General features: G+C 38.7%; 23 protein-coding genes. 10 read left to right on the plus strand and 13 right to left on the minus strand.

Annotated elements, in window-relative coordinates; genetic code table 11:
• Positions 1–35: 35 nt before the first annotated feature.
• The 9 genes from H9I37_RS07765 to H9I37_RS07805 all read left to right on the plus strand — a co-directional run bounded on the left by H9I37_RS07765 (position 36) and on the right by H9I37_RS07805 (position 11835).
• Complete coding sequence (locus H9I37_RS07765; protein WP_370586901.1) at positions 36–1379, plus strand: carbohydrate ABC transporter permease; 1344 nt, start codon at positions 36–38, stop codon at positions 1377–1379.
• The gene (locus H9I37_RS07770) at positions 1379–2227 is read left to right on the plus strand and encodes a sugar ABC transporter permease (protein WP_187381875.1); all 849 of its coding nucleotides are present in this window, start codon (positions 1379–1381) and stop codon (positions 2225–2227) included. The genes H9I37_RS07765 and H9I37_RS07770 overlap by 1 nt, the downstream gene beginning before the upstream one ends.
• A complete protein-coding gene (locus tag H9I37_RS07775; RefSeq protein ID WP_187381877.1) occupies positions 2214–3818 on the plus strand; it encodes an alpha-amylase family glycosyl hydrolase in 1605 nt (534 codons plus the stop codon). The genes H9I37_RS07770 and H9I37_RS07775 overlap by 14 nt, the downstream gene beginning before the upstream one ends.
• 65 nt (positions 3819–3883) lie before the next feature.
• Positions 3884–6769 (plus strand): chromosome segregation SMC family protein, encoded by a 2886-nt coding sequence (locus tag H9I37_RS07780; RefSeq protein ID WP_187381878.1) that lies wholly within the window; start codon positions 3884–3886, stop codon positions 6767–6769.
• 2 nt (positions 6770–6771) lie between these two features.
• Complete coding sequence (locus H9I37_RS07785) at positions 6772–7185, plus strand: hypothetical protein (protein WP_187381880.1); 414 nt, start codon at positions 6772–6774, stop codon at positions 7183–7185.
• Positions 7182–8747, plus strand: coding sequence for an outer membrane protein assembly factor BamD (locus tag H9I37_RS07790; RefSeq protein WP_187381882.1), 1566 nt, complete (start codon positions 7182–7184; stop codon positions 8745–8747). Before H9I37_RS07785 ends, H9I37_RS07790 begins: the two co-directional genes overlap by 4 nt.
• Positions 8747–9463, plus strand: a complete 717-nt coding sequence (locus tag H9I37_RS07795; protein ID WP_187381884.1) for an SIMPL domain-containing protein — start codon at positions 8747–8749, stop codon at positions 9461–9463. The genes H9I37_RS07790 and H9I37_RS07795 overlap by 1 nt, the downstream gene beginning before the upstream one ends.
• 22 nt (positions 9464–9485) lie before the next feature.
• The gene (gene serS / locus H9I37_RS07800; protein WP_187381886.1) at positions 9486–10766 is read left to right on the plus strand and encodes a serine--tRNA ligase; all 1281 of its coding nucleotides are present in this window, start codon (positions 9486–9488) and stop codon (positions 10764–10766) included.
• A 13-nt stretch (positions 10767–10779) separates the two neighbouring features.
• On the plus strand, positions 10780–11835 hold the full coding sequence (locus tag H9I37_RS07805; protein WP_187381887.1) for an AI-2E family transporter: 1056 nt from the start codon (positions 10780–10782) through the stop codon (positions 11833–11835).
• 4 nt (positions 11836–11839) lie between these two features.
• Here H9I37_RS07805 and H9I37_RS07810 read toward each other — a convergent pair whose 3' ends face one another.
• The 8 genes from H9I37_RS07810 to hisS all read right to left on the minus strand — a co-directional run bounded on the left by H9I37_RS07810 (position 11840) and on the right by hisS (position 21150).
• Positions 11840–12775 (minus strand): hypothetical protein, encoded by a 936-nt coding sequence (locus tag H9I37_RS07810; protein ID WP_255422520.1) that lies wholly within the window; start codon positions 12773–12775, stop codon positions 11840–11842.
• Positions 12756–13490 carry a hypothetical protein gene (locus tag H9I37_RS07815; protein WP_187381889.1) on the minus strand — a complete coding sequence of 245 codons (735 nt, stop codon included), beginning with the start codon at positions 13488–13490 and terminating at the stop codon, positions 12756–12758. The genes H9I37_RS07810 and H9I37_RS07815 overlap by 20 nt, the downstream gene beginning before the upstream one ends.
• A gap of 148 nt (positions 13491–13638) precedes the next feature.
• Positions 13639–14643: a tRNA pseudouridine(55) synthase TruB gene (truB, locus tag H9I37_RS07820; RefSeq protein WP_187381891.1), complete on the minus strand. Its 1005-nt coding sequence runs from the start codon at positions 14641–14643 to the stop codon at positions 13639–13641.
• Positions 14644–14721: 78 nt separating this feature from the next.
• The gene (gene rbfA, locus H9I37_RS07825; RefSeq protein WP_187381892.1) at positions 14722–15084 is read right to left on the minus strand and encodes a 30S ribosome-binding factor RbfA; all 363 of its coding nucleotides are present in this window, start codon (positions 15082–15084) and stop codon (positions 14722–14724) included.
• Complete coding sequence (gene infB / locus H9I37_RS07830; protein WP_187381894.1) at positions 15084–17783, minus strand: translation initiation factor IF-2; 2700 nt, start codon at positions 17781–17783, stop codon at positions 15084–15086. Before infB ends, rbfA begins: the two co-directional genes overlap by 1 nt.
• 20 nt (positions 17784–17803) lie before the next feature.
• On the minus strand, positions 17804–19264 hold the full coding sequence (nusA, locus tag H9I37_RS07835) for a transcription termination factor NusA (protein ID WP_187381896.1): 1461 nt from the start codon (positions 19262–19264) through the stop codon (positions 17804–17806).
• Between the two features lie 23 nt (positions 19265–19287).
• Positions 19288–19752, minus strand: a complete 465-nt coding sequence (locus tag H9I37_RS07840; RefSeq protein ID WP_187381897.1) for an LSm family protein — start codon at positions 19750–19752, stop codon at positions 19288–19290.
• 153 nt (positions 19753–19905) lie between these two features.
• Entirely contained in the window at positions 19906–21150 is a 1245-nt protein-coding gene (hisS, locus tag H9I37_RS07845) for a histidine--tRNA ligase (protein WP_187381899.1), read from the minus strand.
• A 140-nt stretch (positions 21151–21290) separates the two neighbouring features.
• Between hisS and H9I37_RS07850 the strand changes: the two genes are divergently transcribed.
• Positions 21291–22079 carry a type III pantothenate kinase gene (locus tag H9I37_RS07850; RefSeq protein ID WP_187381901.1) on the plus strand — a complete coding sequence of 263 codons (789 nt, stop codon included), beginning with the start codon at positions 21291–21293 and terminating at the stop codon, positions 22077–22079.
• 13 nt (positions 22080–22092) lie between these two features.
• On the opposite strand, the gene H9I37_RS07855 is transcribed toward H9I37_RS07850, so the two are convergent.
• From H9I37_RS07855 to H9I37_RS07875, 5 genes are read right to left on the minus strand one after another with little or no spacing between them, the layout of a single operon-like run.
• A complete protein-coding gene (locus H9I37_RS07855) occupies positions 22093–23181 on the minus strand; it encodes an N-acetylneuraminate synthase family protein (protein ID WP_187381903.1) in 1089 nt (362 codons plus the stop codon).
• 41 nt (positions 23182–23222) lie between these two features.
• Entirely contained in the window at positions 23223–23591 is a 369-nt protein-coding gene (locus H9I37_RS07860; RefSeq protein WP_187381905.1) for a hypothetical protein, read from the minus strand.
• On the minus strand, positions 23588–23989 hold the full coding sequence (locus tag H9I37_RS07865) for a (deoxy)nucleoside triphosphate pyrophosphohydrolase (RefSeq protein ID WP_187381906.1): 402 nt from the start codon (positions 23987–23989) through the stop codon (positions 23588–23590). The genes H9I37_RS07860 and H9I37_RS07865 overlap by 4 nt, the downstream gene beginning before the upstream one ends.
• A gap of 21 nt (positions 23990–24010) precedes the next feature.
• The gene (locus tag H9I37_RS07870; protein ID WP_187381908.1) at positions 24011–24556 is read right to left on the minus strand and encodes a hypothetical protein; all 546 of its coding nucleotides are present in this window, start codon (positions 24554–24556) and stop codon (positions 24011–24013) included.
• Between the two features lie 12 nt (positions 24557–24568).
• Complete coding sequence (locus H9I37_RS07875; protein WP_187381910.1) at positions 24569–25786, minus strand: LIC_12708 family protein; 1218 nt, start codon at positions 25784–25786, stop codon at positions 24569–24571.
• Between the last annotated feature and the right edge of the window lie 278 nt (positions 25787–26064).

Raw genomic sequence — 26064 nt, forward strand, 5'->3', positions numbered from 1 at the left:
CACAGCCCCGATGGTTTCTCTTTAAGGAGCTACCTGTGGAAAATTTAATAAAAAAAACTAAGGCCGCATCTATTATCTATATGGGGCTTGGACATGTCCTTTTTTTAAAACAGTACATACGCGGATTCTTATTGATGGCATTCGAAGCCATCATGATCTTATGCTGCACACCGGTTTTTGGCAGCGTAATACCGAAAAAAATTTACGGTCTTATAACTTTAGGTTCACCGAAACCTGCCGGAACGCCGATTAAAAACCTCGATCACTCAATTTTTATGATGATCGAAGGGCTTTTTATTTTAATCCTTATCGCTATCTTTGTTGTGACTTACATAATAAGTGTGAAGTCGGCACAAAAAGATATGCAGGAAATTATTAAGAAAGATAAATATCCTACTTTTAAGGAAATTAGAAATAAACTTGCAACACGTTCTTTCCCTGTTATCAGCATCACTCCATCAATTTTAATGATTGCGATTTTCACGCTTATACCATTGTTGTTCAGTGCGTTGATAGCATTTACAAATTATTCTTCACCTGATCATATTCCGCCTAAAAGCCTTGTAGACTGGGTAGGTTTTGCCAATTTCAAGACTATGTTCAACTCAAGGCTTGGCGGTGATTGGACAAGAGCATTCGGAAGCGTTGCTCTTTGGACAGTAATATGGGCTGTATTCTCTACATTTACTTGTTTTTTTGTCGGATTTTTGTTTGCCGTTATTTTAAGAGATAACAGAATCAAAATCCCACAACTATACAGAACAGTTTTTATCCTCCCTTATGCAATTCCGCAAATGCTCTCACTTTTTGTTTGGGCAAACCTTTTAAACGGAACATTCGGACCGATAAACAGAACCCTTCAGTTTTTCCATATAATTTCAAGAGGTATTCCATGGCTTTCTGATCCGACAATGGCAAAAGTCACTTTGATTCTTGTAAATATCTGGATTGGGTTCCCATACAGTATGATTCTTACAACGAGTTCTATGACTGCAATTCCTCAGGCTCAATATGAAGCGGCAGAAATTGACGGTGCAAGCAAATGGCAGCAGTTCTGTCACATCACACTTCCTCTTGTAATGTATCAGCTTAAGCCGGCTTTGATAATGCAGTTTGCAGGAAACATAAACAACTTCGGTGCTGTTTTCTTCCTAACAGGAGGCGGTCCGAACATGATGCTCAACGGTCAGAATGTTACAATTTCAACTCAAGCAGGCTCAACAGACCTCTTGATTTCTTGGATTTACAAACTGACAATGAACACACCAAACCAGTACAACCTAGCATCTGTACTCTCAATTCTCGTATTTGTTGTTCTTGTTCCATTTGCACTTTACAACTTTACACACACAAAATCGTTTAAGGATGGTGAATTATAATGACAGCAAAATTTAGAAGATCATCTGCAATCGCTCCGATTTTTTTAACTATTATTCTGATAATTCAAGTTATTTTGATTCTCTACCCAATTGCTTTTACTATCAGTTCTTCGTTGACAGAATCGAACTCTCTTGCATCTACGAGCATTGTACCTTTTGGAAATAAGGTATCTTTATTCCAGTATAAAAGATTGTTTACAAGTACAAACTACTTTCACTGGTATATGAATACACTTATCATTGCGGCATCGAATTCTGTAATCACGGTAATTGTATGCAGCTTGTGCGGATACATTTTCAGCCGTTTCTGGTTCCCTATGAAAAAACCGATCATGGCTTCTATGATTATCCTTCAGATGTTCCCGAGCTTTATTGGAATGATCGCAACATATGTAATCTTGTGGAAGCTAAACGCATTGGACACATTGTGGGGATTAGTTCTTGTTTATTCGGCAGGAAGTATCCCGTTCAACTCATGGTTGATGAAAGGATATTTTGACTCAATTCCTCACGATATTTCAGAAGCTGCTTATATCGACGGAGCAACTCCGCTTGCAGCTTTCTTAAAAGTTGTAATTCCTGCTGCTCGTCCACAGGTAATTTTCCTTGCTTTGACAAGCTTTACAGGACCTTGGATGGACTTTATCTTCCCTCGCCTTGTGCTCAGAAGTGATGCTAAAAAAACACTCGCGGTCGGACTTTATGAAATGATAAATGGTCGTGCGTCAGATCAATATACAATGTTTGCGGCAGGAGCGCTACTCGTAGCAATTCCATTTACAATTTTATTTATCGTAGGACAAAGATCTTTGCTATTGTCATTGGCAGGAACCGGTGGAAAAGAATAAATCTAAAAGCAGATTTTTTGTAAAAAATGTTGCAGTTGCAGTAGTTTTATTTACTGTAACTGTAGCATTTTTATTCTCAGGATGCACAAAAAGTCAAAACTCAAACACAAAGAATTCTCAATCGTTTGGAATCACACCTTCAGAGGGTGTTTATTACAGCCTTTTTGTGCGTTCGTTTTCGGACAGCGACAATGACGGAACCGGTGATTTTAACGGGATTACTGATAAGTTAGATTATCTGCATTCTCTAGGAATCACCGGTATCTGGTTGCTGCCGATTTTCCCTTCTCATTCGTATCACGGATATGATGTAGATGATTACTACTCTGTAAACCCTGATTACGGAACGATGGAAGATTTTGAAAATCTTATTTTGCAATGCAATAAACGCAAAATAAACGTGATGATTGACATAACGTTCAATCACTCGTCTAAGTATAACGACTGGTTTATAAAATCAAAAGATTCAAACGATCCTCACAGAACATGGTATCACTGGATAAATACGCCAAACAACACAAAAGTTTGGGGGCATAAACTTTGGAACGAAGATTCAAGCCACCCCGGAAATTACTATGCCGGCGAATTTGATTCTGGAATGCCAGATTACAATCTGGAAAATACTGAATTGAGAGCAGAATTAAAAAAAGTATTAAAATTCTGGCTCGATAAAGGTGTCTCAGGTTTTAGATTTGATGCAGCCGGTCACATTTACGATAAGATCAAAATGCCGGAAGGCTTTGTCGGTTCTACCGAAAAAAGTGCGGAATTCTGGAAAGAGATCACAAATTATTTGAAATCTACACGCTCAGACCAATACAGCGTTGCAGAAGTCTGGAGCTCAACACACATACGAGCTCTATCGCTCGCAGGTTTAGATTCGGTTTTTCATTTTGACCTCGGCGACAATTACATAATCAATTCAATTAAAAACAATTCAGCAGGCAACAACAACTATGCTCATATAGTTCAAAACGATTTTTTATCATACGAAAAATATAATCAAAATTTTATAGATGCTCCGTTTTTGACAAACCACGATCAGGCACGCGTGGCAGGTTTGTTGCGCAGCGACACGGCAAATCTAAAGCTTGCAGCAGGAATGTACATTTTAGGACAGGGCGTTCCTTTTGTTTATTACGGCGAAGAAATCGGAATGATGAGCGGCGCAAACGATGAATCAAAACGAACGCCTATGCTTTGGGGCGACAAGGGAGAAACAACTTGGGCGTCACAGGCAGACTGTATCTACAATAAAAAAACAATTCCTGTAAAAGTTCAAAATAAAGATAAAAATTCGCTTTTGAATTATTACCGCAAACTGATAAATTTCAGAAACAGCCATCAGGCTTTTTTAAAAGGAAAATTTTCACCGCTCGATACAAAAAATGAAAAAATCAGTTCTTGGACGATGGAATATTCAGAAAACGTATCTGAAAAAGCGTATGTTTATCACAACCTTTCGGAAGAAGAAACTGTGATATCTGTTCCTGAAAATCTTAAAATAGTATTTTCAACTTATGAAAAAAAGACAAAACTAAAAGAAAACAAACTTACAGTTCCTGCAAAATGTTCGGTTGTTTTATTGTAATGACATACCGTCGAAAATTCGTTATACTGTGAAGACTATACACTGGCGAGTTTTAGGAGAAAACTTTGTTTTTAAAAAGTCTTGATATATACGGATTTAAATCTTTTGCTGACAAAACCCATATTGATTTTGCGGAAGGAATTACAGCGCTTCTTGGTCCAAACGGTTGTGGAAAAAGCAATGTTGTGGACGCTATAAAATGGGTACTTGCCGAAAGAAATTCAAAGAATTTACGTGCAGAAAAGATGGAAGACGTCATTTTTAACGGTACAGAACGTCGCCCTGCCCTAAACACTGCCGAAGTAACTTTGACAATTGCAAATGACACGGGTTTGCTACCTCTCGATGAAGAAGAGATTGCTATCACTCGCCGCCTGTATCGTTCAGGAGACCAGGAATATTTTATAAACAGACGCCCGGCAGGACCGACAGAGATTCGCCGCCTTTTTTTAGACACAGGAATCGGAAAAGCAGCTTACTCTGTGATGGAACAGGGAAAGATAGACCAGATTCTTTCAAGCAAACCGGAAGACCGCCGGTATCTTTTTGAAGAAGCGGCAGGAATAAGCCGTTCAAAAGCTGAGGTTGCAGAAGCAGAACGTGAACTCGAAAGAACGCGTCAGAATATGGTTCAGATTGAAATTGCAATGGGCGAGATAAAACGCCAGTACGATTCTTTAAAAGTCCAATCTGAAAAAACGATAAAATATCGAAAATATAAAGAAGAAATATACAATTACGAACTCGATTTAACACTTATCAGGTTGAAAAACTTTGTTACAGATAAAGCTCGCCGCGAAGAAGAGCTGAATATTGTTCGGGAAAAACGCGACAATGTGCGCAAGGAAATTGATGACATAAGCAATACTATTTCCGAGAATATGGACAAAGTCAAGGCTATGCAAGAGGATTTGTACAATAAACAGGCAGACCTTCTTGCAATCGGGAAGGAAAAAAACGGAAAGCTTGAGCTTATCAAACAGCAAAATGAACAAGCTATGCACATCAAAGAAAAGCTCAACAACCTTGAAAATCGAAAAAAAGCTATTGAAGAGAGAATCGACAATATTCAAGATGATATCGACGAACAAAACGCAAGCCTTCATGTAAAGACAAAACAGCTAAATGACATAAAAAGCAATATTGAATCGTTTGAAAAAAATATTGAAGCAAGCGGCTCTCAGATTACAGACAACGACAGAAAATCAGATTCTTTGCAACAGAAAATCGGGGAATTTGAAACACATCGTCATCAGCTTCAAAGTCAGTTAGCAGCTATTACGGAAGATATTGTCAGTCTCCTCGATCAAAAATTAAAAGATGATGGGTTTAGTGAGAGCGCGATGCGCATCGCAAAAGAAGAGCTCAACACTGCTCTTGGAAAACTCAAAATCTATCTTGATGGTCGAAAAAATATTTTTAATGACTATGCTGCACAAGACCATTCTTTTGACAACTTAAAAAAATCTGTAAAAGAAGCCGGAGAATATTTTGAAGAAGCAATGGTTCAGCTTGCCGGAGTGGAAAAAGCTCTTGAAAAGTATCAAAACGCTTCCCCTGCTTTTATCACTGAGTTTCTTTCGCCTGAAGGTATCATGACAAAGAAGCGAAAAATAGACAAACAGATAAGTGAAAATGTTTCAGAAGTCGAAAATATAAACAATCAGATAAAAGAACTGAATGCAAAAAACACGGAGCTGAACAAAAAGATCAACGAATATAAAGACACTCTTCAAAAGCTCAAACTCAATGAAATTCAAATGGCAGAGCAGATAAACGGAAGTCAAGAACAGATTAAGGTTTTGGACAGGCAGATTGCAAATGAACGCTCGAACTTGCACGATGTGGAAGATGAACTTTTTGGCGAGACAAAACGCGCTGATGAACTAAAAGAGCAGATAAATGATTATCAGAATGAGCTTGCCGAAATTGAATATCGCGGTAAAAAACTCGCAGAGGAGATGAACAATCTCGACGAAGAGATTGCAAAGGCAAACAAAAGCGTTTCCGGAAAAAACTCTACTCTCAATAAAAAACGCGAAGAGCAGAATAAATATCAGGATCAATACGAAAACCTGACTCTCGCTTTGAACTCGGCAGATAACGATATCCGCAACGTAAAACTAAACTTTCAGGAACAATATTCACGAGACTTGATGGAATTTGAGGAGAGGATGTATAAAATTACAACTCCTGCCGCAGAAATCCGCGAGAAACTCGCCACCGCAAAAAAGGATTTTTCTGCATTGGGAAGCGTCAATCTCATGGCTCCTGAAGAATTTACAGAAGTAAAAGACCGCTACGAACGCCAGAAATCAAACTATGAAGATACTCAAAAATCTTTGGAAAATCTAACACGCGTGAGTGAAGAGATAAAATCCAAGTCTGCCGAGATGTTCCTTGAAACATACAACCAGATTAAAAAGAATTTCCACAACATGTTCCGCAGACTTTTCAATGGCGGCCGTGCAGAATTAAAACTCGAAAATCCGACAGATATACTGACATCCGGTATCGATATTTACGCTCAGCCGCCTGGAAAAAAACTTGAAAATATAGCATTGCTCTCCGGCGGTGAAAAAACAATGACGGCTGTTGCGCTTTTGTTTGCTACATATCAAGTGCGCCCTAGCCCATTCTGTCTCCTAGACGAGATCGATGCGGCTCTCGATGATAAAAACGTATCAAGTTTTGTGACGGCACTCGAAAGCTTTGCAAGCGTCAGCCAGTATATAATCATCACACATAACAAAAAAACTGTGATGGGAGCTTCAACTATGCTCGGTATTACGATGGAAGAATCCGGCGTTAGTAAAATTATTGCGCTTCGTCTCGAAGATACTGTAAAACGCAGGATTGAGACCGATCCTTATCAAAACGACTTTGAAGAAGAAGAAGTTCCTGATGAAGAAGGCGTAGTTTTGCCGCCGCGTCCTCCAAAACGACAATAAAGATGGAAAAATTAAAAGAGATTCTGGAACAGACATATCATTTTCTCGAAGAAAAACTTGAACCGGTTACTGAAAAAGTTTTGGAACTGCATGAAAAAAATAGAAAAACTTTTTATGTGATTTGCGGTTTGGTAACAATTATGCTCGTCTGCCTGATTCTTTTGATAGCGATAGCCGTAAAAGGCAAAAAGAAAACAGTGGAAGTCTATGGAGAAAAACTCGAACTTACAGAACCATTAAAAGTTCCTGATGGGTCTGAACTTCCGCATGACTACACTGTAAACCGTACTACAAAAAAAAGCTGGACAGAAGAAGAAGCAAAAGAATGGTTTACTGTCCCATCTGAGGAAGATGTTGAAACGCTTTCAAAGTCAAATGACAACATGGTAAATGAAATTATAGGAGCGGCTCCGTGAAAAGATATTTTGTTTTATTTTTGTCTGTGATTTTTTTATTTTTAGTATCTTGTGCCACAAAAAAAATAGACGTTCCTGCTGATAAAGTTGCGCCAATTGCGCCAGTTGAAAACTCGGTGCAATCTGAAGGAATCGATAAAAAAAATCGGGAGATTTTGAATCAGGCTGAAAATCAGGAAAATCTTCAACAAAAAGAAGAAACAAGAGATTCAGAGCATTCATCTTTTGAAAACCCATCTCCAATTGACGAACCTGAAATTACAACTATGGTTCTTCCTGAAAATCAATATGAAAATAAATTTGAAGAATCTGTTGAAAGTGAAATCGTCGCTGATGAAGAGCCGCCTCAATTGAAGCAGGAAAATAAGGCTGTTGGCAATGATGATGCCGATGATGATGCTGATGCCGATGATGATGATAAAAACGGTATATATGCAAATGAAAACAGTTTTGTTGATGGGAAAAACGGCATGGCTGAAAAAACTGACAGTTCCGTTGATAAACAAAACAGCACTTTTGATGACGAACAAAAATCCGATGATGAAGTTATAGACGTTGATTCCGACAAAACTGTTGTAGTCGGTGATGAAGACGAGAATGTTGATAATGAACAAAAAAATCAGGCAGATAGTGGAAAAAAACAGAATATTGTTCCGAGCAGAAAAATCACTGTAAAAAAAATGGAGTACGTAGATGTATCTTATCCGGGTACAGGTTGGATTTACATGGGGCTTACAGACGGTTCAAAAGCTCTTTCATATTTTGGTCGGAAACTCGGAACAAAAAATACTGATTTTACGCTTCAGGCGCGGGAAGCCGGAAATTACATCATACACTTTTACCGCAACGACGCTTTGACAAAAACTTATCTTGACGACTATGTTGAAGTAGAAATCATGAACGAAAAAGGTGACAGCAAAATTCATAAAAAAGTTCCGGAATATAAACAGCCTGTTCCGAATGTCGTTATTGAGAAAAAAACATCAGTCGCTTCGACCGCTAAAGAAAATACTGAAATGCAAAACAAAAACTCCTCTGCTCAACAAAAAACCGAGAGTGAAAAAAATGAAACTAAACTTGATAAATCTCAAAATCAAACTTTGAGAACAGTTCAAAAAAGCGGTCAGAACGCACAGACAGTAGCCGAAGCAGCTGGAACAAAGAACATAGATGAAACTGCTGTGACAGCAAATGTTGAAACTACAGAAACAAAAGACAATGTTACCGCTTTGTCAAATGAAACTGCGGCAAAAAATAACGAAGATTCTGACAGTGAAAATTCAGACATTCTTTTAAAAACTGCTGAAACGCAATATAATGAAAAACAATACATTCAGGCAAACGAAACTTTAAAAAAGTTTTTTGAATTTGCAACGGAAGACAGAGACAAGGGATTGTATCTGCAAGGACAGATTTTGGAAGCAAAATCGGCTATACAAAACATAAAAGCTGCAATTCAAGCATATACTACGCTTACAAAAAATTATCAGTCTAGTAAATACTGGAATGATGCAAATAAGCGGATTATATATTTAAAAAGATTTTATCTGGAGGTTAGATAATGAAAAAATATTTTTGTTCTATTGTTTTTAGTGTGCTTATAATTGGACTTTTTTCGTCATGTTTATTGAGAAATTCTTATGAATCAAAGAATGATAAGCACTATATTACAGTTTCCGGCTCTGGAAAAGTTTCTGTTGAACCTGATTTGATATCGATGAACTTTGTTGTAAGAACTGTAGATTGGAACGTAAATCGCGCAGTTGAAAAAAATGCGGCAAATACTGCCAACGTGCTGTCCGCACTGAAAAATGCAGGTGTTGCAGACGACGATGTTTCAACAGATGACTACAGAATCAGTCAGGACAACTTAAACAACTATCCCGGACAGTACACCGTGTCAAACACAATCAATGTCATTATTCGCAATATTTCTATTGCCGGAACAGTCATAGACGCTGCTGTAAGACAAAACACAGGAGCAAATGGAATTACTTCTTTCCAATATTTGGCATCAGATTCATCGAGTGCAATTCGTCACGCTCGAACACTTGCAATTCAGGATGCTCAAGATGCGGCTTCATTGCTAGCCGGTGCAAGCGGCTGCAAAGTCGGTGCAGTTGCAGATATCAGAGAAGACTACACTACAACATCTTCAGGAAACGATATGATGCTTATGGCAAAAGCTGTCGGCGAAGCCTCTTCACCTACTTCAATAAAACAGGGAAAAATCACAATAACATCAAACGTCACAATTAAATATATTCTTGAGAACTAATTGACAATGGAGAAAATGTAATATGTTAGATTATAAATATATAAAGGACAATCTGGCAGCGGTAAAAGAAAATATCGTAAACAGAAATATGCACGCTGATGCAGATAAAGTTGTTGAACTGTACGACAAATCTACTGCATTGACAACAAAATTGCAGGGGCTTCAGAAAAATCGAAACGAAAATGCACAAGCTATGAAACAGAAGCTTGACAATGATAAGCGTCAAGAACTTATTGCAATTGGAAAGCAGATTAAAGAAGAAATAGCTGAAGTAGAAAAAGAGCAAAAAGAGACAGCGTTTGCCCTTGAAGAAGCGGCTCGTCAGATTCCAAACATGGTTCATCCGAAGGCTCCTATCGGAAAACTCGACACGGAGAATCTTGAAGTCAAAAAGTTTGGTACTCCACGCAAGTTTGATTTTGAACCAAAAGATCACGTTGAGCTCGGCGAATCACTCGATATAATTGACTTCGACCGCGGAACTAAAGTTTCGGGACCAAAGTTTTATTATCTAAAAAATGAAGCAGTTTTTCTTGAACAAGCTTTGATTATGTACGCATTGAACACTTTGCGCAAACATAATTTCAATATGTTCATCACTCCTGATGTCGCAAAAGAAGATATTTTGAAAGGAATCGGGTTTAATCCTCGAGGAAACGAATCTAACGTATACTCAATTGAAGATGAAGGAACTTGTCTTGTCGCAACTGCTGAAATAACACTCGGCGGGTACCATCAAGATGAAATTTTAGACAAAGCTAGCCTCCCGCGTTTTTATGGAGGGCTTTCACACTGTTTTCGCCGAGAAGCCGGTGCTGCAGGTCAGTTTTCTAAAGGGCTGTATCGCGTACATCAGTTTGATAAAGTTGAGATGTTTGCATATTCTACTCCGGAACAGTCCGATGAAATTCATGAAAAACTTCGCCTAATCGAAGAGGAAATTTTTACAGGGCTTGGTCTTCCGTTCCACGTAGTCGACACATGTACAGGTGACCTCGGTGCCCCTGCTTATCGTAAGTGGGATTTGGAAGCTTGGATGCCGGGACGCAACGGTGGAGAATACGGAGAAGTAACATCAACTTCAAACTGTACAGATTATCAAGCAAGAAGATTGAACATAAAATACAAAGACGATGATGGGAAAAACAAATACGTTCACACGTTAAATGGAACTGCAATCGCAGCAGGACGCGCAATGCTTGCAATCCTTGAAAATTACCAGAATGCGGACGGCTCTGTATCAATCCCGGAAGTGCTTATTCCGTACTGCGGTTTTGATAAAATTTTACCAAAGAAAAAATAAAAGACAGCTCGATATGGAAAATAATTCAAGCAACAGGATATTTTATATTCTCTTATTTTTTGCGGTAATCCTTGCAGGTATTTTATGCAAAGTGATGTCATCTGTTTTTATTCCGACAGTGTTGTCTTTTATGCTCTCATTCGTATTGCTGCCGGTCATTAAAAAACTGAATGTAAAGACTGGGATACCTTGGGTTATCAGTTCATTGATAATCGTTTTGATGTTTTTGATTTTTATTTTTGCGTTGACTTCAATTTTGGTTACGAGTTTGACGGGAATTGTCTCGGAGCTCCCAAAATATCAGTCAAGATTTACTTCAATTTATAAAATCATCGCTGACAAATTTGGTTTTGAGATTGACACTTCTATCAGCCTTTTTGAAAATCTGTGGAAATCTCTCAAAGTTCGGGAATTTGCGCAAAAAACAGCGGTGGCGCTATCTTCAGGTGTGATTTCTTTCAGCAAAACGATGTTTATCATATCAATTACAACCGCGTTTATCTTGATTGAAATGCGTCTTACAAAAAGAAAAATATATTACGCTTTTAAAAAGAATCGAGAACAGATTTCACGTATTTCACATCAGATTATAACTCAGACAGTGCATTACATTTCAATAAAATTCTTTATTTCGCTTGCGACAGGTATTCTCGTATTTTTACTGACACTTTTGATAGGGCTCGATTTCCCTGTAGTCTGGGGATTTTTTGCTTTTATAATGAATTTTATTCCGATATTCGGTTCGACTTTTTCTGTTGGGCTTACATCGATCTTTGCGCTTATTCAATTTTATCCATCATGGGGAAAATCGCTGATTGTATTTGTAGTTATGACAATTTTCAATACGACTCTGGGAAACATTCTAGAGCCTAGAATTGAAGGTAAAAATCTTGGAATCTCGCCTGTCGCAATTTTGATAAGTCTTTCAATCTGGGGCTATATCTGGGGATTTATCGGAATGTTGATTGCTGTCCCGCTCACGGTGATCATTAAAATTATCTGCGAAAACATAGAATATCTGCATTCTGTTGCAATCATTTTGGGCGGAGATCCGAAACGCATAACTTAGATTTTCAGTTGAACAATCTGCTCGTAGCTTTTTCGTATATAAAACGTAAATCTTCTTCCTGCATTGTCGTATAACGCAAATCTACGCAAGAAGAAGCCCCATCTGCGCTTCGATATATTTTATTTACAATGCAAGTGACATAAATATCACGCGTAAGAATAGGTCCGCCTTTTATGGAAAAAGAAAGTTTTACACCGTATTCTTCAAATGGGAAAAAAGTACACTGTTCAGAATCCATCCCAAGTACAAATCTCTCATGGTCGACAAACAAAACCGGGATCGGTCGAATTCTATCCTGCATAGCTTCCATTTGTTTTACATGCTTTTCTGTAAGATATTTGCAGATTGGAATAAGCTGAATCCCGTTTCCTGCATTTTTTTCTTTTTTTGCCTGCTCGACAAAAGTTTCAAGAAGTTCTTTTGCTTTTTTTTGATTTTCTAAAGGAATAATCTTCCATGCAGGCCGAACAAAAAGCTCTATATCTTCGCAGGGAATACATTTTATCTCAAGCTCTTTTCGTGTATTGCATTCAAAATAAATATCAGCTGAAAAATCATATTTTTTCTCTTCGATGATATCTGCTATACGCTCAATCTCATCAGGGATGGAAATCGAAAGCCCTTCTTTTGATTCTGTAACTTTTGAAATAAAATACAAACCGACGCGGTTAAAATAAAACTCAACCTTTACTGTTTTGTCTGCAAAATTTTGAACCGACTGAGGCGGATTTTCAAGGAGAATCTTGCCGTCTTTTTTTACACGCATGTGTTCGGCTTTTATCGCAATCGGAAAAATCTGAGAAGTTAGAGAATGGATAGTTTCATCATCAACATGCTGCTTTTCGACAGGAGTCAGAGTAACAGGGACATTCCCATCTATCAAATATTGAAGAACAAGTTCCCTTTCAATCCCGGACAAACTATTTTTTATCATGCTCATGTTTTTTCCACCTGTCTATTGTGATTTGACAAATTGAATTCTGATTATCAAAGTATAATGTCACATCGACAACGCCCTGACTGCAATAAAAACGAACAGGGACAATTGTGATATCATCTCCGTTGAATGGCTCTCCTAAAACCCATTTTGAAAAAAGAGTTTCATTTTTGTTTTTTTCTACTTCTTTTTTTTCCGCTGATTTTTCTATTGGGAATGGTTTTTGAAAATTAGATTCCCAACTCTGCTCAATTTCTTTAACAAAAAAAACATAATTAAAAATGTATTTATTGTTAAAAAATAATTCAGGACCGCTGTAAATATTTTTTGACAAAGCTTTGCAAAATTCATCAACTTTTTGTTTTAGTGGAGTTTTGAATTGCCTTGTGTCGAGACTTCCAAAATCTTCATATTCGGGGTAAACAGAGTCCGAAGCATTGTTGTTGATGATTTTCAATATTTCTCTAGCGTATGCGACATCAGAAGCAATCTTTTCTTTGTCTGTTGAAATATTTTTTGAAAGTCTTTCACCTTCAATCTCTTTTGTCCAAGTTACATCGTGTTCCCTATTTTTTATCAGCTCTTTTAAAGTGTTATTTTCCACATATTCAAGTTTGGAATTCGGAGAATTTTTGCAGGAAATCAAAAAAAACATCGATAATAATGATATAACAAAAGCGGAAACAAAAACTGTAGATTTCGATGAAGATTTTTTCATTTTATCACGGTAACTCTCCATATTTATTGATTGCTATATTTTAACATAATTTTTATACTGCGTCATCAATCACTGTGTTGATTTTTATAGTTTATATTTGATCGAGAAAAGCTTCTGCCTGAGTCAACGCTGCATTTTGTACAATAAGTTAATTCAACACAAACTTATATTCAATTCTGCCGTCAGCATTATTAAATATCAATCCTGAGAATTTTCCGTCAGGAGAAAAAACGGCACTTGATGTCTCTTTTTTTAGTGAATGCAAATCTGTATCAAACATTTTTGAGTGAAGTTTTTTTCCATGCTTGAAATCTTCGAAACTTTTATCGCAGGCTAATTTCACAACATTGAAGCCACACAGCATGCATGTTTCAGTGTCTAAAGTTATAAGTCTGTTTTTTATCTCTTGCTGAAGTTTTGAATTTCTTTCTACTTTTGGCTCGCTTTTTTGCTCATTATTGCTCTGTAAAATTACATTTTCGATTGTAAACTGTTTTAATAAATCGTAGCCTGCAGCTTTTTCTATATTAAAATTGCCGATTTTCGTTCTGTACAAACCTACAAGATGTGCGGCTGAACCGCAATGTTCGCCGATATCTCGCGCAAGACTTCTGATATAAGTTCCTTTAGAAACACAAAAATCGACAAGAGCGTATTCTACAAACCCTTTTTCATTCAATTTAGTCTCTTTTATTTCGGCAGAGAAGACATTTATCTTTCGTGCAGGAATATCTGCAATGCCTCCGCTGCGCGTGATATCGCTGGCACGTTTTCCATCGACGTGGATGGCGCTGAATACAGGTGGTTTTTGCATAACTGTTCCTGTCCACGCTTTTACAGCCTTTTCAAGAGCCTGAAGATTCGGCAAAGGAGCCGTTTTTATCGTTTTCCCTGTGTATTCAAGAGTATCTGTCTCAACACCAAACTTGATGACGGCACTATAAGTCTTGTCAAACTGTGTTATATTTCCCGCAAGTTTTGTGAGCTTGCCTGTGCACACAACTAGAAGCCCTTGTGCAAAACTGTCTAAAGTTCCTGTGTGTCCAACTTTATTTGTGTTGAGCGCATGCTTTACGTCATATAAAGCTGAAAAAGATGTGAGACCGGGCGTTTTCGCAAGGAGCACAATTCCATCGCAGTCTTGATTTTCCATTTTAGTTCCTCGTAAAAAAAATCCCCGTGCTGCAAAAAAAACAATGCACGGGAATTTTCTTATGCGGTTAAACAAAATTTATTTGTTTTCAGAAGTTTTTTCAAGTTCGTTGAGTTTTTGCACCATATCAAAGCCTTCTTTCATGCCTGCATCAACTACGAACTGGAGTTTCGGAAACTGACGGATTCTGAGCTTTTTTGCGATTTCTCGCTGAATAAAACCGGCTGCAGCCTGTAATCCGTCAACACCTTTTTTAAGCTGGGCATCTGTCAAAAAAGTTGAGACAAAAACCTTCGCATAGCTTAAATCTGAAGTGACTTCGACTCTGTTTATGCAAAGGAATGTAGATACCCTCGGATCTTTCACTTCTTCGCGGAGTATCAACTGTGATATTTCATCTCGAAGCTGGTCGTTGAGCCTCTGAAGTCTATACTGCCCCATCACTCAGCTCCTTCTGAACCGGTTGCTGTGACATTTTTCTTTGCGGCTTCAGCCTGCTCCTGTGCAATTGTTTTTCCGAGTTTTTTTGCCACCTCGACAACTTCAAACACTTCAAATTTATCGCCGACTTGGATATCCTGCCAGTTTTCAAGCCCGATACCACATTCGTAACCTGTGCTGACTTCTTTTGCATCATCTTTAAAGCGTTTGAGAGAAGAAATTTTTCCTGTAAACAGTACAATTCCATCTCGAACGAGATTTACGCTAGCCGAGCGCCGTACAATACCTTCTGAGACAGAACAACCGGCGATAACACCGATTTTTGGAACTTTGAATGTATTTCGAACTTCGACCTGACCGATAACATCTTCTTTAGTGTCAGGCTGGAGCATTCCTTCCATTGCCTGGTTGATTTCTTCAACACATTTATAGATGATGTTGTATTTTCTGATTTCAACTTGTTCCTGCTCTGCCAGAGCTTTTGCTTTTGGAGTAGGACGGACGTTGAATCCGATGATAATTGCGTTTGAGTCGGCAGCAGCCAAAGTGACATCTGATTCATTGATAGCACCGGCGCTTGAATGTATGACAGAAAGTCTTATCTCGCGAGTCGATAGTTTTTCAAGAGAAGATTTAAGAGCTTCTGCAGAACCCTGTAAATCGGCTTTGATGATAACTTTGAGTTCACGAACTTCACTATCGGCAATATCGCTGTAAAGAGATTCAAGCGTTGTCTTTTTAACAGCTTTTGCAGCCTCAAAGCGCTTAAGTTCCTGACGCTTAGAAGAGATTGCCCTTGCGTCTTTTTCAGATTCAGTAACTTGGAATGGGTCACCTGCGTTCGGCATTTCTTCAAGACCGAGAACTTCGATTGGAGTTGATGGACCTGCTTCAGAAATCCTGTTGCCGCGGTCATCAAACATAGCCCTAACACGTCCTGAATATATACCTGCGACAAACGGATCTCCTTGATGTAAAATTCCACGCAGTATTATGACAGAAGCAACAACACCTCGTCCTTGGTCAACTCGAGATTCAAGGATTCTTCCTTCGGCACGGCAATCATAGTTTGCAGTAAGTTCAAGCATCTCTGCCTGAAGAAGGATTGCATCAAGCAAATCGTCAATACCTGTTTTTTTCAAAGCGGAGATATGCACATATTGTGTCTCTCCACCCCATTCTTCAGGAGTAAGACCGAGTTCCGAAAGCTGAGTCTTGACTCTATCAGGATTAGCCTCCGGTTTATCAACTTTGTTTACCGCAACGATAATTGGAACTTTCGCATCTTTTGCATGAGAAATTGCTTCTAGCGTCTGAGGCATAACTCCGTCATCGGCTGCGACAACAAGAACGACTATGTCAGTAACTTGAGCTCCTCGTGCACGCATCATTGTAAATGCTTCGTGACCAGGCGTGTCAAGGAATGTGATTTTACCTTTTGGAGTTGAAACCGAATAAGCGCCTATAGATTGAGTGATTCCTCCGGCTTCTCCTTCCGCAACATGTGCGTGGCGAATAGCATCGAGAGTTTTTGTCTTACCGTGGTCAACGTGTCCCATTACAGTTACGATTGGAGGACGAGCTTTGAGTTCAGCATTTTCGTCTGTTTCGCTTTCAATAACTGTTTCATCATAAAGACTTACGATATGAACTTCGCAACCGTATTCGGAAGCAAGCAACGTAGCTGTATCAGCATCGATCGACTGGGTAATTGTAACCATCATACCCATTCCCATCAGTTTTCCAATAACTTCGCTGGCTTTAAGATTCATCTTTCGTGCCAAATCAGATACGGAAATCGACTCCATGATATCTATTGATTTTGGCACAACCATAGCAGGGGTTTCCGACTTTTTCTTTGTTTCAAAAAGCGTATCATCGTACTGTTCTGCATCTTTGCGATTGTAAATCTGTTTTTTGCCTTTAAATGCTTTTTTTGCGGGCTGACGTGACTGGTCAACTTGAGGAACAGGAGCACCTGTCCTTCCGCCCATTCCTGAACGAGGGGTTCTAAATCCGCCTGACTGACCGTTTGAATTGCGATTAAATCCACCGCCTTGATTGTTGCGATTGAATCCACCTTGTCCGCCGCTTCTGTCGCTGTTGAATCCGCTTCCGTTTTCGCGTTCACGGTTTTGATAACTTCTGCGAGCTTGAGCGCCGTTGAATCCGCTTCCGCCGTCGCGGTTGAATACGCCGCTTCTGTCACGATAGCCGCCTTCTCGGCTGAATCCGCTTCCATGATTGTTGTTGCGGTCGCGATTAAAACCGTTTTTAGGTTTGTCAGAAAGGTTTCCGGCTTTTACATTTGGTCTGGCAGAATTAAGTTCAAAAGTCCTTGAACGTCCTCCTGCCGCTCTGTTGCCGCCTGCAGGACGAGATTCCGTTTTTACAGGACTTCCTGACTGTGATTGATTTTTTTTCTGCGCGATCGACTCAGTTTGTTCATTTGAATATCCCTGAGCTTGTTTTAAATTTTCTTCGGCACCTTCAGATTTCTTTACAACAACATGAGATTTTTGTGCGTTTGAATTCGCCTGAGTCTGAGGCTGTGTATTTGTCTGAGGACTTGAGTTCTTCTTTTTGACTACAACAACTTTCTTCTTTTCAGAAGAGACAGACGTTGAAGCGGCAGATGTACTATCTTGCTGTTTTTTGTGAACTACAAATCCGGGCTTATTTTTATTTTCTTCAGCCATAAATTATTCCTATACCTTCCTTATTCCTCATCTGTGAATTCAAACTCAACGCCACATTTTGGACAATGAGTCATATCGAGAGTAATCTTTGCACCACATTCAGGACAGAAGTATTCTTCATCTTCTTCTGCATGTTGCGGTTCTGAATTTTCTTCAGTTTCTTCTACGAACTCAACGTTTTCATTTATAAGCTCATTGAGTTTATCGAGAGCTTCTTTTGAAACTCCTTCGACATTGATTGTTCCGTTGTCATATGCGTCGATAAAGTCTTCAATCTGCTCAATTCCATTTGCTTTGAGGAGCTCTGCAACAGAAACATCGACTCCCGGAAGTTCTGCAATTGTTGTAATTTCTTCAACTTCAGGATGATTTGACTGTTCGTCGGTAAACAGATTGCGTGCATTTTGAACTGTGTTGAATGCCGAAAGGTCGATATCGGCAGCTTGTTCAACTGTTTTGACATCGATGTTCCAGTCGCAAAGTCTGTTTGCCAGACGCACGTTCTGCCCTTGTCGTCCGATTGCGAGCGAGAGCTGTGATTCTTCAACGATTGCCAACGCTTCTTTCTTTTCGGCATCTGTGATGACAACACGCTCAACTTGAGCCGGTGAAAGAGCATTTTTGATAAATACGACAGGATCAGAATCCCATTTTAGAACATCTATTTTTTCGTTCAAAAGTTCTCGAATGACGTTTTGAATGCGAACACCTTTGAGCCCGACACAAGCTCCAACAGGGTCAACTTCTTCGCGTTTTGAATAAACAGCTATCTTAGTTCTGTAACCTGCATCGCGAACGATTTTATGAATTTCAACAGTGCCGTCAGCGATTTCAGGAACTTCTTTTTCAAGGATTGAACTTACAAGTTTTGGATCACTTCTTGACAGAATAAGCTGAATTCCTGAGTTTGTTGGTTTTACATCGACGATGAGTGCTTTAATTCTGTCTCCTTTCTCATAAAATTCAAGTTTAGACTGATATTTTACAGGAAGAACGCCTTCTACTCGACCTGCGTTTCCAAGGTCAACATATATGTTTCCGTTTCTTTCTCGCTGATGATAACCGATGATGATTTCGCCTTTTTTATCGTTGTATTCGTTCATCAACGAATTTTTTAAAGTCTCATTCAGCCCCTGGTGAACTTGCTGTTTTCCGCTTGAAACCGCAGAACGATCAAAACTTTTTGGGTCTTCGAGAATATCTATCTCGTCGCCTTCTTCAACGTCATCCCCGGCTAGTTTTTTTGCTTCTTCAAGTTCAATTTCTCTTACAGGATCATATACTCCGTCAATCACAACTTTGCGTGAATAAATAGAAACATCGGACATATCGTCGTTAAATTTTACGATTGCGTTCGAATCATCTCCATAAGTGCGTTTGTAAGCAGCCTTAAGTGCTTTTTCAATTGTCTGTCTAACCGATTCTTCCGAATAACCTTTTTCTGAAATCAGCTGACGGATTGCTTCTGCCATTTCTGACATCTTAATTACCTCGCTATTATTTGCTATTTGCTGTAAATAAATTTTGCTTTTGCTATATTTTCATAAAGAACAGTGAAAGTCTCACCGCCCTCTTTTTCCATTGTCACTGATTTGTCATCAGCAGAAACAACTTTTCCGCCGTTCCAATCATTTATAGTTTTGTCCCACACCCTGATGTTATATCCCGTGAAAACAGTAAATTCAGCTGCATTTTTAAGATTGTGCTCAATTCCGGGAGAAGTGAGTTCCATTGAAGTTTCTTCGGTTCCGAGTAATGCTTCAAGACGCGGAAGAAGAACTCTGTGGACTTTTGCACAATCGCTTACCCCAAGGTTTACGGCAGGATCCGGTGAAGAAATCATCGCAGAAATCTTTGTGATTGTCTTTGCCGGAATGATTTTCAATTCGACGAGCCTGTACCCCATGCCTTCGACAAGTGCAGCACATTCACTGTAATATTTAATATCTTTAAATGATGTAAAATCCATTAATAAAACCTTCTGTACCTTGTTACGCAAAAAATCTGCATAACAAAAAAGACCCGTGTGCAACACGAGTCTTTTTAACTTAATATTAAACTGACAACTATAATATATAAAAATATAGTAGGATTGTCAATATTTTTAATATTTTTGATACATTTAATCGTTTTTGTTTATAAAAAGCTTTCCTTCTTTAAATTGTGCAAAAATTTTGTATCCCTGTTTTTCAAGCATGTCAAACTGAGGTCCTGGCTTTTTTGCCTTTCTGATTATCGAAACTATGTATGATTTTCTAAGTTTTTCAGCTTCTTTCATGACATCTGCAAACGGAACAGAATTTTCATATAGAAGCGCACATTTTTCTCTTTCATCAGGGATTTTAAATCCCGAATCTATCAAAATACTGCATATTCTTTCAAAACCGATTGAAAAACCTACTGCCGGAATCTGCTGACCGAGAAATTTTCCAATCATGTTGTCGTAACGTCCGCCGCCTCCAACAGCTCCTGCAAATTTTGGACTCCCTATTTCAAACACGACACCTGTGTAATATCCTTGCCCCCGAACCAAGTTCGGACAATAAGCAATTTTATATTTTTTTTCAGCGACAGTTTCTACAGTTTTGATTATGTATTTCAAGTCGTCTGCGATTGAAACGTCTGCACATCTTGAGGATACATCTTCCAATGTGATTTCTTTTCCGTTCGAAATGAATGAAACAAGAGTCTTTACAGCATCGCTTGGAAGTTGTTTTTCATTTAGTTCCTTTTCGATTCCCTCCGCCCCTATCTTGTCGAGTTTATCGAACGTGATACACACAGAATCAAGAGTTTCAAAAGGAAATCCCATATTTTCCAGCATGCTGCGCAAAATACGCCTGTCATTGATATTTATCACAAAATCGTCAAATCCGATGTTCAAAAGGGCTCGAGATGTTACATCTATCAATTCGACTTCTGCGTTTGGTGACTTATCACCCAAGATATCGATATCGCACTGGACAAATTCTCGGCTCCTACCTTTCTGCGGGCGTTCCGCACGAAATACGCGATCTGTCTGAATAACCTTGAATGGAAACTGAAGTTCATTTTTGTTTGCAGCATAAAAACGAGAAAGCGGCAAAGTCAAATCATAGCGAAGTCCCATATCAGAAAGTTCTTTTGAATCATTTGACAAAAGAGCCGCATCGAGTTTTTCACCTCGTTTCAAAACCTTAAATATAAGATTTAAGTTGTCTCCACCATCAGATTTATCAAGATTTTCCGAATCTTCGAGCATCGGCGTTGAAATGCGTTCAAATCCATTAGCGCGGTATGTTTCGAGGATTTTTCCCTGAACGTAATCGCGGAGCTTTTGTTCGTCAGGTAAAATATCTTTCATTCCTTTTAGTGCATTGATTTTCATCTGTATTGATTCCCGAGTTTTGTTTAATTATAATGTTGATATATTAACGAATATTATTTTATTTTACAATAAAGGTTGTTTTCACAGAAGGCTTGTTCAAGTTCGCATACATGACAAAGATTTTGGAGATGGAGATATAGATGATTCTGATTTTTGATATTGGAAACACAAATATAAAAACTGCTGTTTTTGACGGCGACAAACTTCTTTACACATGGCGCATCTCTACTGATTTGAAGCGCACCGGTGACGAATATTTTTCGCTTCTCCGCCCTCTGATGCGTGATGTTGAAATCGACTTTTCAGCGATTGAAGATGTTGTTTTAAGCACCGTAGTCCCCGCTCTGATAGGTCCTTTTGTAATCGTTGCACAACATTTTTCAGGGAAAAAACCTATTATAATCGGACCAGACGTTTACGCAAAGCTTTCCGTTCATGTTCCGGAAACAGCCGTCCATGAAATTGGAGCAGATTTGTACTGCGACGCTTTTGAAGCGTGGAATCGATATAAAAGTCCATGCATCATCACAGATTTTGGAACAGCACTTTCTTTTACGGCAGTTGATGATAAAGGAAATATTGCCGGTGTCGCAATTGCTCCTGGTATAAGGACAGCGTTCAACTCACTTTTTTCTAACACGGCTCAGATTCCTGCAATTCCTTTAGATATTCCGCCGACAAGCCTTGGGAAAAACACTGTGATTTCCGTTCAAAGTGGAATTGTGCTCGGATACAAAGGTCTTGTAGAAGGTCTTTTAAAACAGATGAAAACAGATCTCGAAAAAGAAACAGGATGCAAACAGTCAGATATCAAAGTGATTGCAACGGGAGGTCTAAACAGCATGCTCGCCCCAATCACAGACGTCTTCGACTACATAGACAAAGATTTAACTTTACGCGGAATGCTTAGAATTGCAAAATCAATTTAAACTATAATCAAAGTTATTTTGCAATCAAGTCTGAAAAAAGCACACCGGCTCCTGACTCGACGTCTTTTGCCAAGACAGCTCCGATGATTGTATCGTAGAATTCAGGCGAAATACCGGGCGTCAAAACTTTTTCTGTTCTTAAAATTGCAACATCTTTTTCAGTTATTTTTTCGCCTTTTTTCATATCGTGCATAAAATGAAGACTCCTGTTTGTACGACCGTAATTTGCAGCCTCAGCAGGAGCAAGTTTTTTTATCCCGGAACCTAACGCCGCCATCACCTTTTGAAGCCCGAACTGCTCAGCCAACTGCCTGATTGCACGCTTAAAACCGTCATCATGTCCATAGTGACGGACAACGGCTTGTGTCTGACCGACTGCGTGAACCATAAGCGCAAACTGCTCCGGTTCAAGGGCAACAGGGTCATCTAAACCAGACGTTTTTCTGCTCAAAGTGATGTGCTTTTCGATCAACGTCCCTCCGCACAAAACGCATAGAGTCGGGACAAGAATAGGGTCGAGGCTGTGGTCGCTGACTCCGCATTCAACTCCAAATATATTTTTGAGATTCGTTATCAATTTCAGATTGTATTCTTCTTCAGGAGCGGGATAACTTGTAATGCAGTGCAAAAGAGAGACATTGTCAGTTCCTGTAATCTCGAGCGCTTTTTCGATGTCTGAGAGTTTAGAAACTCCGCTCGAAATTATCACAGGGATTTTTGTACCGCGCAGAACTTCAAGCATCTTGTAGTGGTTTAATTCAGGTGAAGCGATTTTCACATAGTCGGGGTTTATTGCAAGAAGATTTTCCATGCTTCTGACTCCGAACGGCGAACAGCAGAACTTGCATCCTTTTGAGTGAACGTAGTCGAGCATCTGTTTATAAAAGGCACAATCGCATTCAAGCTGGCGGAATCTGTCGTAAAGAAGGATGTTTCCTGTCGGAAGATTTACAAAACCTGTTTTCGGATGAAGGATTTCATCTGCATACACCCACTGAAATTTGATAGTATTAGCCCCGGAATCTGCAGCGGCATCTACAAGCCGACACGCTTTTTCGATTGAACCTTCATGCGAAGTCCCGATTTCTGCAATTATATTCATATTTTTTTCCACTCTGAAAATAAAATTTTCCGATTTATGAGCTATTCTTTTTCAAGAAGTTTTTCAGATATATTTTTTGCTTTCAGACGGTTGCTGTAAACCGACAGACAGCTTTCGGAAAGCCAGCCATCATTAAAATAAAACCATTTTTCACCGCTTGAATCTATAGATTTTCCATTTATCTTAAGTATATCGCCTTTCCGACAGTGACCGGTTACTTCAGCCTGCCAGTGTGCAGTCGCTTTAAAAGCTGAATAAGGCTCCGTCACTACAGCCCATTCGATATCGGGAGCGAGGGCAAGCGGTTCGGAATTGTCAAAAACGATTGTTTCAGAATCTTTTTTAGAACAGGAAACTGCCAAAAGAAAAATAACAAAAAACAACAATACAAAAAAAATATTTCTTTTCATTTTGAAACCCACTCTTTTACACATTTATAAACCGATAAGTCAGAATCGACAAAATCAAGCGATGGGATTTCATCAATGTCTGCCCAACGGTAATCTGTATGTTCTGTCAAAGTAAATCTTTTTTTATCTCCCTGATGAGGAAAAGTAACTTCAAAAACATCTAATGTGCATCGCTTTCCATGGTGTTCGAATGTGCTTTGAGTTATATGACTGCCGACGATGATATCTACACCGAATTCTTCTTTCATCTCACGGAAAATTGCAGTTGAAAAATCTTCATCATCTTCTATTTTGCCGCCTGGAAACTCCCAGCGACCACCCATGTCACCGCCAGCTTGTCGTTTTGCGATAAAGACCTTTCCGTCTCTATAATCTATACATGCTACTGAACGACTCATATCACCTCTAAAATTACAAACCTAACGTTTAACCTTTGCCGAAACTTCCTTTTCTTTGCCGTCCGAAAAAAGGCTGACATCGACTCTAATTATATCATAATCGGTAAATTTTTCTCTGATATATTTTTCACCTTCATCGTAAATCAAAGACGATTCCCTTTTATCGCTGATTTGCCCGCTGTTATCTACCATATTTATGACGGCATCGACTTTGACAGGAGAAGTGTCCTTAACTTTTGGGTTTCGGGTAAATTTCAACGTGACGTAAATCTTTTCATCATAAGAAAACGCCGAAAGTTCATAATTTATCCCGTTCAGCGTGGCATATGCGCGAGTTTTATTCAGACCGGAATATCCCCAGACAGCCCCGACAAAGATTATCAGCGCAAATGTGATATATCTGTTTTGCTTTGTGAAAAATACTTTTAAGCCTCGCACCGGTTTGTTTTTCCCTTCATAAAAATCTTTTACAATTTGAGGTGCGTTTTCGAGCCGCTCCTGACGGTTGTAATAATATTTTAAAGGTTTTTTATCATCGGGAACAAACTCTTCAACATCATCAAACATAGTCACGCCTGTTTACTTTGCTCTTCGCACATCAATAAGTTTATCGGTTCTGTACCACACTACGCGGGCACTGTCTTTTTCAATATAAAGAGCGGTTATAATTCCGTCTTTTGAAAGAGACATTTTATCGTAAATTATATTTGAGTTATCTGTCTTAAACTGACGGCGTAAAATTCGCTGAGTCTCGCTTTGAATCATTTCAATATTAAAACCTTGTTCGGTTTTTAAGATAAAGAATTTCCAGCCGTCTTTTGTAACGCCAAGGAAATCGTAAGGAATTTTATACGTAAGTTTGCTGTAATCAGATACGACAGATTCTTCATACGGAGGGACAGAAACAGGTTCTTCATATATTCCGGTTTCTACGTTTATAGGATAAAGATAAGTTTGAACGTAATTTATGCCGGACTTCACTTTTGAATCTTGATCGATGTAAGTCGAGTAATAATCGACCATGACGTATAATTTATAATTTTCCGGGTCAGGAATTACATTTTGAACAGTCAAATGGATGTCTCCTTCTTCCGAATCTCTAATCGATGGAACATCTTTTGTAACGACAGGAATCATATATTTTAAAAATCCATCAGTCGCAAACCAATAAACTATCGCACCGTCTGTAGAAGTGCATACAACAACGAGTTCATCTTTTGATGTTGTATAGATGTTTTTTATGTACGGAAAAGGAGTTCCTCCCGGTCCCTGCTGACCAAGATATTCGGGAGAAGAACCGTTGCGGACAATTTTCAAGATTGTTTGAATGTAAAGCATTTTGCCGTCTTCACTCTGCTCCTGACGGTCACGCGGGATTGTACATACAGTGTAAATATTTTTATTTGAATCTATGGCGAGCATTCCCGGATAATCAAAAGGATATGAAATTTCGTAATGGATGCTCTTTGCGTCTTTTTTAGAGTTTTTGAGCAGATTGGCTGTTTCGGAATCTTCATTATAAAAAAGAGTCAATATATCGCCGTAAGAATTCAATTCCATCAGCTTTTTAGCCTCCCCACTGATTATGTAAAAAAAACCATCTTGCATGGCAATTCCAAAGCGGACATCTCCGATATTGTTCAAATCGGTGACGCTGAGCTGCTCTTCAAATTTACCGTAGGGAATTTTAAATAATTCATCTTCATTGATTGACTGAACTGCCTCAGTCTTAAAAAAACATGATGAAAATAAAAAAGGAATAATAAAAATGAATATATACTTGTGATTTTTTTGCATGCGCTTATTATATAATTAATTATATTAAAAATAAAGAGTTCAGAAAATTATAACCGGCTTTATCAGTGGGGTCAAAGTGTAACTGAAAATCTCCTGTTTTTTTGTATAAATCTTCATAATATATAATCCGGTTTACTTTTTTACATTCAGCCATTCCACTCAAAATGTTTTCATACAGTTCTTCCAGATTCCAGCAAAGATGACCGTCACGTTCCTGAAAAATTGCCGGAAGAGAAATTTTTCGGAAAAGACTTAAAAAAATCTATAGTGATCAGAAA

The sequence above is a fragment of the Treponema sp. Marseille-Q3903 genome, assembly GCF_014334335.1.
In the GTDB taxonomy this organism is placed as follows: Bacteria; Spirochaetota; Spirochaetia; order Treponematales; family Treponemataceae; genus Treponema_D.

What these genes read in the sequence shown, in the direction of transcription:
- rbfA (WP_187381892.1), bottom strand. Translation starts at nt 15,084, where the DNA reads ATGGGGCAGTATAGACTTCAGAGGCTCAACGACCAGCTTCGAGATGAA.
- H9I37_RS07875 (WP_187381910.1), bottom strand. Translation starts at nt 25,786, where the DNA reads ATGCAAAAAAATCACAAGTATATATTCATTTTTATTATTCCTTTTTTA.
- H9I37_RS07855 (WP_187381903.1), bottom strand. Translation starts at nt 23,181, where the DNA reads ATGAATATAATTGCAGAAATCGGGACTTCGCATGAAGGTTCAATCGAA.
- H9I37_RS07805 (WP_187381887.1), top strand. Translation starts at nt 10,780, where the DNA reads ATGGAAAATAATTCAAGCAACAGGATATTTTATATTCTCTTATTTTTT.
- infB (WP_187381894.1), bottom strand. Translation starts at nt 17,783, where the DNA reads ATGGCTGAAGAAAATAAAAATAAGCCCGGATTTGTAGTTCACAAAAAA.
- H9I37_RS07795 (WP_187381884.1), top strand. Translation starts at nt 8,747, where the DNA reads ATGAAAAAATATTTTTGTTCTATTGTTTTTAGTGTGCTTATAATTGGA.
- H9I37_RS07785 (WP_187381880.1), top strand. Translation starts at nt 6,772, where the DNA reads ATGGAAAAATTAAAAGAGATTCTGGAACAGACATATCATTTTCTCGAA.
- H9I37_RS07870 (WP_187381908.1), bottom strand. Translation starts at nt 24,556, where the DNA reads ATGTTTGATGATGTTGAAGAGTTTGTTCCCGATGATAAAAAACCTTTA.
- nusA (WP_187381896.1), bottom strand. Translation starts at nt 19,264, where the DNA reads ATGTCAGAAATGGCAGAAGCAATCCGTCAGCTGATTTCAGAAAAAGGT.
- hisS (WP_187381899.1), bottom strand. Translation starts at nt 21,150, where the DNA reads ATGAAAATCAATGCACTAAAAGGAATGAAAGATATTTTACCTGACGAA.
- H9I37_RS07815 (WP_187381889.1), bottom strand. Translation starts at nt 13,490, where the DNA reads ATGAAAAAATCTTCATCGAAATCTACAGTTTTTGTTTCCGCTTTTGTT.
- H9I37_RS07840 (WP_187381897.1), bottom strand. Translation starts at nt 19,752, where the DNA reads ATGGATTTTACATCATTTAAAGATATTAAATATTACAGTGAATGTGCT.
- H9I37_RS07850 (WP_187381901.1), top strand. Translation starts at nt 21,291, where the DNA reads ATGATTCTGATTTTTGATATTGGAAACACAAATATAAAAACTGCTGTT.
- H9I37_RS07770 (WP_187381875.1), top strand. Translation starts at nt 1,379, where the DNA reads ATGACAGCAAAATTTAGAAGATCATCTGCAATCGCTCCGATTTTTTTA.
- serS (WP_187381886.1), top strand. Translation starts at nt 9,486, where the DNA reads ATGTTAGATTATAAATATATAAAGGACAATCTGGCAGCGGTAAAAGAA.
- truB (WP_187381891.1), bottom strand. Translation starts at nt 14,643, where the DNA reads ATGGAAAATCAAGACTGCGATGGAATTGTGCTCCTTGCGAAAACGCCC.
- H9I37_RS07860 (WP_187381905.1), bottom strand. Translation starts at nt 23,591, where the DNA reads ATGAAAAGAAATATTTTTTTTGTATTGTTGTTTTTTGTTATTTTTCTT.
- H9I37_RS07810 (WP_255422520.1), bottom strand. Translation starts at nt 12,775, where the DNA reads ATGAGCATGATAAAAAATAGTTTGTCCGGGATTGAAAGGGAACTTGTT.
- H9I37_RS07865 (WP_187381906.1), bottom strand. Translation starts at nt 23,989, where the DNA reads ATGAGTCGTTCAGTAGCATGTATAGATTATAGAGACGGAAAGGTCTTT.